This is a genomic window from Gordonibacter sp. (genome assembly GCF_036667095.1).
Classification (GTDB): Bacteria; Actinomycetota; Coriobacteriia; order Coriobacteriales; family Eggerthellaceae; genus Gordonibacter.
Genome location: NZ_JAVWUP010000104.1, coordinates 1 through 9,218, shown reverse-complemented (window position 1 = coordinate 9,218; position 9,218 = coordinate 1). Strand labels below are relative to the sequence as shown.

Here is a 9,218-nt window from a genome sequence, read left to right as displayed (position 1 = left end):
CGTCGATGAGGCTCTCACATTTGAGCAAAGCGTTTCTTCGCTGCAAGCTGCTTGGCTTGCCCATCTGGGCGCACGTTCAGACTCAGCAACCACCCTGCTTGTGCAGGCCCTCCCCGGCATCCCGGTTTTTACCGCCACAAGCGCCGCCGCCTACCTTGATCGCAGCTTCAAGCGCACAACTTCCGCCATAGGCGAACTCGTTGCTGCCGGTATTGTCGTCCAGATCACCGAAGGCAAACGCAACCGCGTATTCGAATGCCCCGACGTCCTTGACACCTACGCGAACATCAAAGGCTTCCAGTAACCGAAGATACGTCAAGCAAAAACACGACGGAACTCGTCCCGCTCACGCCAAAGACCCGATCAATTAACCAAATGGAAACCATAGCAGCCCTCTATGACGTACTATTGGTCAGGAATTCCACCCCCATACCCGCAACTCCAGGAGACGACATGCCCAAGGGAACATTTGCAGCCTTTCTCAAGCGCAAGGACATCGAGATAACTTTTCAGCGCTATGCCATCGATGCCCTCTCTGCCATGGCGCAGGGTCTGTTCGCCTCGCTTCTGATTGGCACCATCTTGGACACTGTCGGAAATTTAAGCGGAATCGGATTCTTCAACGAAATCGGTGGGTTCGCCAAAAGCGTGGCCGGGCCCGCCATGGCCATCGCTATCGGGCACGCCCTGCGCACACCGCCCCTCGTGCTGTTCTCCTTGGCGGCGGTGGGTTATGCAGCCAATGCCGCGGGGGGCGCAGGAGGGCCTTTAGCCGTACTCGTCGTGGCCGTCGTGGCCTCCGAACTGGGAAAGGCAGTATCCAAGGAGACAAAGGTGGACATCATCGTCACCCCTGCCGTCACCGTGGCCGGCGGCTGCGGGCTGGCCTTGGCGGTAGCGCCTTGGGTAGGTGCCCTAGCCTCGTCGCTCGGTGCGTTCATCATGTGGGCCACCGAGTTGCAGCCTTTCTTCATGGGCATCATCGTATCGGTGGTCATCGGTATCGCCCTCACGCTGCCCATCTCGTCGGCCGCCATCTGCGCGGCGCTCAGCCTGACCGGCCTGGCGGGTGGCGCCGCGCTTGCCGGATGCTGCACCCAGATGGTAGGCTTCGCCGTCATGAGCTTTCGCGAGAATGGTGTTGGAGGCCTGCTGTCGCAGGGGCTGGGCACCTCCATGCTGCAAATGGGCAACATCGTGAAGAAACCGGTGATCTGGCTACCAACCATCCTGGCCTCCGCCATCATCGGCCCTATTGCCACCTGCATCTTCCAGCTACAGCAAAACGGCCCCGCCATCGCCTCGGGCATGGGTACAAGCGGACTGGTAGGTCCTATCGGCGTGTACACCGGATGGGTCTCAGACATGGCGGCAGGAGCCGTTGCGCCCGGAGTGTTCGAATGGCTGGGCCTTGCGCTGGTCTGCTTCGTATTGCCCGCACTGATCACCGGAGCCTTCTCCTTCGCCCTGCGCAAGGTGGGCATCATCAAGGAAGGCGACTTGAAGCTGGAAGTCTAAAGTACGAGCGACACGCCCCAACAGCCTGCTAGAGCTGTGCCACAACACCAGTGACCAGGCGGGCAAAGTCGATCTCACGCGTGCGTGCCACGTCGAGCACCTCCACGCCCGTCGGCGAGGCGCCTTCCACGCCGCAGGCCATGTTCGACACCAGAGAGATACCCAGCACGCGCATGCCCACATGCCGTGCCGCAATAACCTCTTCCACCACGCTCATAGCCACGGTGTCGGCACCCCACACGCGAAACATCCGTATCTCGGCAGGCGTCTCGAAACTGGGGCCCAGAAGCCCCAAGTACACACCCTCCTGAACGCGCACGCCCGCTTCGGCCGCCACGTCGTGCGCAATGGCGCGCAGTTCGGGGTCGAAGGCGTCCATCATCGAGAAGAAGCGGTCGGATAGGTTCGCCGGATCGGGAGCCGCAATGGGATTGCGCCCGGTGAAGTTGATCTGGTCGGACATGATGCAGAAATCGCCCACCTGATAGGCTTCGTTAATGGCTCCCGCAGCGTTGGTGGTGATGAGCGTCTTCACGCCCAGCCGCTCCATCAGCCACACCGGATAGGCCACCTCTTGGGCGTTGTTGCCTTCGTAGCCGTGCAAGCGTCCCTGCATAGCCAATACGCATTTACCCCCCAGCGTACCGCAGACGAAGCGTCCCACGTGGCTTTCAGCCGTGCTGGTGTTCATGTGCGGAACCTCGGCATAGGGCACGCACACCGCATCCTCGATTTCACTTGCAAGCGGGTTCAGACCCGAACCTAAGATAAGCCCGATGCGAGGCTCGCGTCCTTCTAGGCGCTGCTTCAGCAGGTAGGCGGAAAGAGTGAGGTTGTCGTCGAGTATGTTGCGTTCGAGCATGGTGGCCCCCTGCCGGTTCCAAGATATCTAGCAGATAATAGTAGACCTGATCATATCATGAATGATCAAACGAACAAGCAACACCCGCATATCGGCAGCAACACCAAGAAAGACAGCGCGGCGGCAATGGGGGTACCGGCGACGGTAACTGAGGCAGCGGTATGAGCGGCAATGGAGGCACCAGCGGTAGTAACTGGGGCAGCGGCATTAGCGACGGATATAGCGAATGGCACAGCAGTCATCTCCCCGCGCAATGGTCTTCGGCAGGTCAAGTTCGACGCCATGGGCCTCCCCGATACCGCGGTCGCCGCACATAGCCAGATCGCAGAGATGGGATATCTCCTCGTCGGAGCACCCCTGCTTCTGCCAGGCCTTCACGAGCGGACAGTAATGGAAATCGATGGAGAGCACGTCGTCGGTGCACTCGAGCACCTTCATCTCGAACACGATCTGGGCACTTTTCGTAAACAGCACCTTTTTCAGCCCCTTGAGGCTCTTCGTGCCGCTTTTCGCGACGATGTCCGCACCCTGATGCAAACCGCAGCGTTTGATCGCATCGGCTGCAAAGTCATCGGTTTCCAGACCGCTCTTCCGCGCTTCGTCTACCAGCAGGTACATCCACAACGCCCGATGTTCAAGCTGCTCGCGCACTTTCACAAACACGGGAAACCTATTCTTGGCTTCGTTCACTATCTTGCTCATGGGTCCTCTTTTCCTCTTGGCAACATCCCCGCCATACTGTATACCTGCCGCAAGATCGCACTCGCCGCACAAGGATGCCTCTCGGCACTTGGGCAACTGCCAGTCGCGGTCCCCGTCAGTCTTAGCCCTTGTCAGTCGCGGCCGCCATCAGTCGCGATCCCCACCAGTTTGCCTCCGTCTGTCTTCGACGATCCAGACACTACAGCGTACGGCGGGCCACCAACACACGAGGACGGCCCGCGAGGTCGTCTACCACACGCACGCCGGTAAAGCCTGCCGCCTGTGCCAGACGCGCCGCTTCATCCAAGCAGGTCTCATGCAGCTCGAAGGCGAACGCACCGCCCGGCTTGAGTGCACGGGCGCAGAAAGGCAGCAGACGCCGGAACACGTCCAAGCCGTCGTTACCGCCATCCAGCGCCAGCGCCGGCTCGAATGCGGCCACTTCGCGCGGGATATCGTCCAGTACTGCCGTGGGAACATAGGGAGGGTTGGAAACGACGAGGTCAAAACATCCCATAAGCTCCGCATCGATGCCCTCGCCCAGGTCGCACGCCACCACCTGCACGCGGCCCTCAAGGCCAAGCGCGGAGGCATTCTCGCCCGCCAACGCCACAGCTTCAGGCGCGATATCGGTAGCCACGACGCGCGCCAGGGGATGCTCGTAGGCGATAGAGCAGGCGATGCACCCCGAACCCGTGCACAAGTCGGCCACGAGCGGCCCTGCTAGCTGGACAGCCCTGTCGGACTCGGCCGTCCCGCCTCCTTGCAGCAGCGCCTGCTCGCCGCCACCAGCACCGCCGCTTCGCGGCGACACCTGGTCGGCAGCACCGATGGAAGGAGACGCCGACTCGGCCGAAGAGAGCGCGCGGGCATGCAGGCTGTCCTCCGGACCGAGGATGGCACCTTCCGCCGGCACCTCGCTCACCGGCGAAGATGCAGCATCGACACCCGCTTCCCCGTCGTCCGCAGCGCGGGGACGCGGCGCGGGCGGCAAGCAGGCCAGGCCCTCGCTCACTAGCACCTCGGTCTCGGGCCGCGGGATGAGCACGCCGGAGCGCACCTTCACCGTAATATGCCTGAAAGCCACTTCGCCGGTGATGTACTGAAGCGGCTCGCCCGCCCCCCGCCGCGTCACGTAGCCGCGCAGCACGTCTCGTTCCTCCAAGGTAAGAGGCTGATCGAAATGGGTATACAGGTCGATACGGCGCATACCGCATGCCTCGCCCAGCAACCATTGCGCCGAAATACGGGGGCTTTCGTCCCCCTTGCGCTCAAGGTAGCCCACCGTCCAGTCGAGCGCTGCCTTGATAGTCCAGATATCGTTTTCAGCCACAAGTATGCCTTCACCGATCGACGAATGCGCCTACACCGCCGCTTCCAGTTTCTGCGCGCGGTCAGCCGCCTGCAAAGCGGTGATCAGTTCGCTCAGGCTCGCGCCGCCCGCACCTAGCAGCACACCGTTATAGGTGCCGTTGTAGCCGATGCGGTGGTCGGTCACCCGATCCTGAGGACCGTTGTAGGTACGAATCTTCTCAGAACGATCCCCCGTACCGATCTGGCTGCGACGCGCGGCACCTTCGGCCGCCTGTTGCTCAGCCAGCATTTTGTCATAGAGACGAGCGCGTAGAACAGCCATGGCCGCAATCTTATTTTGCAGCTGTGACTTCTGATCCTGCGATTGCACCACCAAACCACTTGGCAAGTGCGTGATGCGCACGGCCGAGTCGGTAGTATTCACGCACTGTCCGCCCGGACCGCCAGCGCGGTACACGTCAATACGCAGGTCGTTTTGGCTGATGTCAATTTCCACCTCGTCGGCTTCGGGCAAAACCGCCACCGTAGCCGTAGAGGTGTGAATGCGCCCCTGGCTTTCGGTCTTAGGAACGCGCTGTACGCGATGGACACCGCTCTCGAATTTCATAACCGAATACACGCTGTCGCCCTTTACCTTGAACTGCACTTCCTTGAAGCCGCCAGCCTCGGAAGCCGACACATCCAGCGTCTCGGTCTTCCAACCTTGCTCAGCGGCAAAGCGCTCATACATCTTGAACAAGTCGCCCGCAAAAAGAGCAGCCTCATCGCCGCCAGCTCCAGCACGGATCTCTACGATAATATCCTTGTCGTCAGCAGGGTCTGCCGGAATCAACATGAACTTGATATCCTCTTCAAGCGACGGCAGTCGACTCTCTATCCCAGCAATCTCCTCCTGAGCGAACTCCTTCATGTCGGCATCGGAGAGCATCTCCTTAGCCGCCGCCAGGTCGTCGGCAGCCTGCACGTATTCGCGCGCCTTGTTGGCCAGCGGGCCTTGGATTGAATACTCCTTGGCAAGGCGGTTATATTCTTTCTGATCAGCAAGTACAACCGGGTCGCCCATCTTGGCCTGCACGTCCTCGTAGGCCTCGATGATCTTCAGTAGCTTCTCTCGCATATCCGTTTCTTGCATGTGCGTGGGTGTCCTTCATGACGTGGTCTCTATTCACGTCGACGTTATCTCGTCGACGTACCTGCGCCCGCCTCAGAAAAATGAAACGGGCGCCTCATTGCGCAACGCTTTATGATACCAGATCGCTGTGCGCTTCACAGCATTTTCGCGCTTACCACACTTCACTTACTACCCTGCACATCGAAAAACCCAGTTGCCCCATTCATTAACCTTACACAACGGAGAACGAAAGCGAGGAGACGAGAGGTGAAACCACCCCATCAGCCGTGCGGGCGCGGGCGATCATCTCGTAATCGCCCGCATCTGCAAACGTCGTCGTGAACTGCCAGTTGACCCATTTGTCCGCCGTCACGCCCTCGGTGTCGCCAACCGTCCAGGTTTGCCCTCCGTCGAAAGAAAACTCGACGGCCTCTATCGCGCTGCCGCAGTCATCTGCGACGCCCTCGAACGTGATCTCCTTTCCCTTTTCGAATTCGCATGAGCTGGCGTCGTTTTTGATTTCGATCTTGTTGCGATACATAGGATCGACGGAACCGACTTCGGGGGCCTCTTCTTCGCACGTCAGCTCGATCTGGGTGATATTGCGCGTGAAATACCGAGCGACGGTTTCAGGCATCCACAATTGAACGCTCGAGCCCTCGGCGGTCGATTTCAACTCCTCGCCGTTGACGCGGTACACGAGCAACGCGTGCTTGTCGAGCACGTACTGCAAAGGCAGAGGCTCGCCGTATCCGTCCGAGCCGTAGGCGGTGAGGGTGTTGACCCCTTCTTCCAAATCGGCCATGCCGACGACCTTGGACAGCTCGACGCCCACCACGCGGGCCTGGCCGAAGGGGGACCCCGTCGCGCATGAGCAGCCCATCAGGGTTTCCTTCTCGTCGGCATCCATCTCTGCCAGGTTCACGGTAAAGCTTTTCTCGATGCTTCCTCCCACGTTCACGTAGTAGTTCGCCTCGCCCACCTGTTCGGCTTCGATATCCAGCGCCGGCTTGGAGCACATCGACAATATCGCCGTCCCGAACACGTTGAACAGCTCGTCGTTGGGCGTGACGCCTTGTTGGTTGAAGGAGAACGAACCTTGGACGTTCGCTAAACGAGACAGCGCCCCACCTTCCTCCGCCCATCGTGATTCAATGCGATAATCCCCGATCTCGTGCACGGCATCCGCAGAAGCACTTGCGTTCGCCGCCGTAGCCGGCTGGACGCTCGTCGCCGCAAACCCGACGCCGGAGGCAATCAAAACCGTGCCGGCGACACCCGAGAGAATCTTGCGTGATGTATTCATACCCATTCCCCTCTGCAACTACTCTTGAACATTGAATAAGAAGTCGACGTCACGGTGGGTAAGGTGCTCTTCTCCCTTATCGTCGACGCTGGAAGCGCGCAGCTTGATAAGGTAAGAACCCGGTTCCTTGAATTTGTCGCTCAAGTCCATGCTCCAGTACACCCATTGGCGACTCGACGCGTTGTTTATGTCGAACGCCTGCCAAGTCGCTCCATGATCGAACGACATCTCGACCTTCGTCACGACCTCGTCGAAGGCATCTGCATACCCTTCAAGGCGAACGGGATCCCCCGCTTTGAAAATCTGCCCACTCGTAGCGCTCAAAACGCCGACCGTCGGCTTGTTGTAGCCATCGTTTCCGCGCGCCGTTTTGAAGGGCTGCTTGGTCTCATCATGAACGAAATTCAACTCCACCACGCGCTTCGTCTGGACGACAGCGCTTATGTCGTAGCCCATCAGGCGAACAGGATAGCCCTGCTCCGGATAGAGAGCCTCTCCGTTCATTTCGTAAGCGAGCATGGTGTCGTCCCCCGCAAGTTCGTCGGTTGCCATCGGGAAGCCATAGCCGTCGTCACCTTTGGGGTAGAAGATGTCGGCGTTATCGTTCACCTGGGCATACTCCATGATGGCCGCCAAGGGGACACCCTTCGCCTCAGCCTGGTAAATAAGCGATTCGCCGCTTGCCGTCTCGGCGCATGCGCTGGTCAAAACCGACGAGATGGAACCGAATTTCTCGATCATGTCGGCAAGAGTCATCTCGAAGGGATTCCCCACGTCGCCCGTCACCTTGATGGTCCACTGGTTGACGATGTCCTCGGACACCGCATCGTCGGTGTAGACCCATTTCCCGGGGTCGGCGCGCGTCGTCTTCCACCACATGTCGTTCCTGTCGGTGATCTCAGTTTGATTCCACTCGAATCCGGCAGTGGCATCGGCCGAAGGCACATCGGTTATTCCCGACAGCACGTCGTATTTCACACGATCCCACAACACGTATGAGCCGTCGTCTTCGATATAGTGGCACGACTCGCAATTGCCGCCCTCGGCGCGAAATCCCACGTCGGGAAGATGCGACGAGTGAATAGAATCCTTCAGCGACATGGGACGGCCAGGCTCATGACAGGCGACGCACGCCTCGTAGGTCTGCTCGATGCCGTATCCGGGGAGATACATACTGAAGTGGTAGGTCTGGCCTTCGACGAACGCGTCTTCAAGCGCATGGCAAGAAGTGCAGCCGCGCTTATCGGCATTGAGATACATGGGGCTCAAGCCCGTCAACGTTTGGGCCACATACTTTTTGTTGTCGAACGGAGTTTTCTGGATTTGCCTGCCGTCGGGCAACGTGGTTACCTTCGGGGCGTTTTCTTCGTTCGCCTCATCGTTTTTCGCATAGCCTCCTGATCGCTCGACGAGAGCCTGAACCCTCTCGGAAACGGTGTCTCCTGCGGCCATGATGGAATCCGCCTTCTTCGCTTCGATGGCATCCTCGATAGAGGTGTTTTCCTGGGCGAGTTTGTCGGGCGCCTCCTGAGGCGTGCACGCCGAGGCGATTAAACAACCTGAAAGCACCAGCGCGCAAGACGCCGTCCATAGATACAGTTTCTTTGTCTTCTTCACATCGAATCACTCCCTTCCTTTATTTCCTTGCCGTTTCATTGCAGGCACCTTCGTTCCCCGCTATCATTATCCGCATTGCATCGATGGAACTCTGTGCCCTCGGTGACATAAACTTGGTAACCCGCGTTACAGCTTTGCGCCCATCCATGAATCCGAGCAGCTCAACAAGGAGACCATACGTGAACTGCCCCTACGGGAACAACCGCTTTTGCACCTCGATACCTGCTCAAACCCGCGAAAAGGTCTGCGAGGGCTGCCGCATCAAAACATATGCGAAAGGCCAGCAATTTTCCCAAAAGTTCTGGTCACGCGGGGTTTCGCTTCTTTTGGAGGGCATCGTGGTGGTGGGCGAGCTGGGTTCGGAAGAAAACAGCCACATCATCTCCAGCGGCATCGCGACGAGCGGCGACATCATCGGGCAGCTCGCAAGCCAAACGCCTGCGGCGATCCACGATCGAAGCACCATGTTCCTCACCGACGGCGCCGTGGCCCTTTTCGAAGAGAATGTTGCGAAGTCCCTGTTTGAGACCGATTTGGATTTCGTGAAAGCGGTTTTCGACTCCTGCATGCGCTGCTGCGTGGCCGAATCCGACAAAATGATGCGCGAGGTAGGCGGCAAGGACTCCTACGCTGCCGTTCGCTATGTGGTGGAATATTGCCAGCGACACCATATTCCGCAGCTGACGCATGAGCAAATCGCCACCGTGTCCAACCGGCGACGCCCAACGGTCACCAAGGTTCTGCACAAGATATTAGAGCAAGAGCCGGAACTGTTTCAGCCCATCGAG

General features: G+C 59.1%; 9 protein-coding genes. 3 read left to right on the top strand and 6 right to left on the bottom strand.

Going from position 1 to position 9,218, the window contains the following annotated elements; translation table 11 throughout:
• Together RR842_RS09500 and RR842_RS09495 are read left to right on the top strand one after the other, a co-directional pair.
• Window positions 1–304 (top strand): hypothetical protein (locus RR842_RS09500; RefSeq protein ID WP_332729585.1); only part of this gene is annotated, 304 nt, incomplete at its 5' end.
• 149 nt (window positions 305–453) lie between these two features.
• Entirely contained in the window at window positions 454–1,518 is a 1,065-nt protein-coding gene (locus RR842_RS09495; RefSeq protein WP_332729584.1) for a PTS sugar transporter subunit IIC, read from the top strand.
• Between the two features lie 28 nt (window positions 1,519–1,546).
• On the opposite strand, the gene RR842_RS09490 is transcribed toward RR842_RS09495, so the two are convergent.
• The 6 genes from RR842_RS09490 to RR842_RS09465 all read right to left on the bottom strand — a co-directional run bounded on the left by RR842_RS09490 (window position 1,547) and on the right by RR842_RS09465 (window position 8,430).
• On the bottom strand, window positions 1,547–2,380 hold the full coding sequence (locus RR842_RS09490; RefSeq protein ID WP_332514545.1) for a purine-nucleoside phosphorylase: 834 nt from the start codon (window positions 2,378–2,380) through the stop codon (window positions 1,547–1,549).
• Between the two features lie 207 nt (window positions 2,381–2,587).
• Window positions 2,588–3,082: an L-2-amino-thiazoline-4-carboxylic acid hydrolase gene (locus RR842_RS09485; protein WP_332514543.1), complete on the bottom strand. Its 495-nt coding sequence runs from the start codon at window positions 3,080–3,082 to the stop codon at window positions 2,588–2,590.
• 199 nt (window positions 3,083–3,281) lie between these two features.
• Complete coding sequence (locus tag RR842_RS09480; RefSeq protein ID WP_332723245.1) at window positions 3,282–4,415, bottom strand: HemK/PrmC family methyltransferase; 1,134 nt, start codon at window positions 4,413–4,415, stop codon at window positions 3,282–3,284.
• Between the two features lie 30 nt (window positions 4,416–4,445).
• Window positions 4,446–5,528 carry a peptide chain release factor 1 gene (gene prfA / locus RR842_RS09475; protein ID WP_332521488.1) on the bottom strand — a complete coding sequence of 361 codons (1,083 nt, stop codon included), beginning with the start codon at window positions 5,526–5,528 and terminating at the stop codon, window positions 4,446–4,448.
• Between the two features lie 211 nt (window positions 5,529–5,739).
• Window positions 5,740–6,813, bottom strand: a complete 1,074-nt coding sequence (locus tag RR842_RS09470) for a molybdopterin-dependent oxidoreductase (RefSeq protein ID WP_332514825.1) — start codon at window positions 6,811–6,813, stop codon at window positions 5,740–5,742.
• Window positions 6,814–6,831: 18 nt separating this feature from the next.
• Window positions 6,832–8,430, bottom strand: a complete 1,599-nt coding sequence (locus RR842_RS09465) for a molybdopterin-dependent oxidoreductase (RefSeq protein WP_332729583.1) — start codon at window positions 8,428–8,430, stop codon at window positions 6,832–6,834.
• Window positions 8,431–8,768: 338 nt separating this feature from the next.
• Between RR842_RS09465 and RR842_RS09460 the strand changes: the two genes are divergently transcribed.
• Window positions 8,769–9,218: hypothetical protein (locus RR842_RS09460; RefSeq protein ID WP_332729582.1), on the top strand; the 450-nt coding region annotated here is incomplete at its 3' end.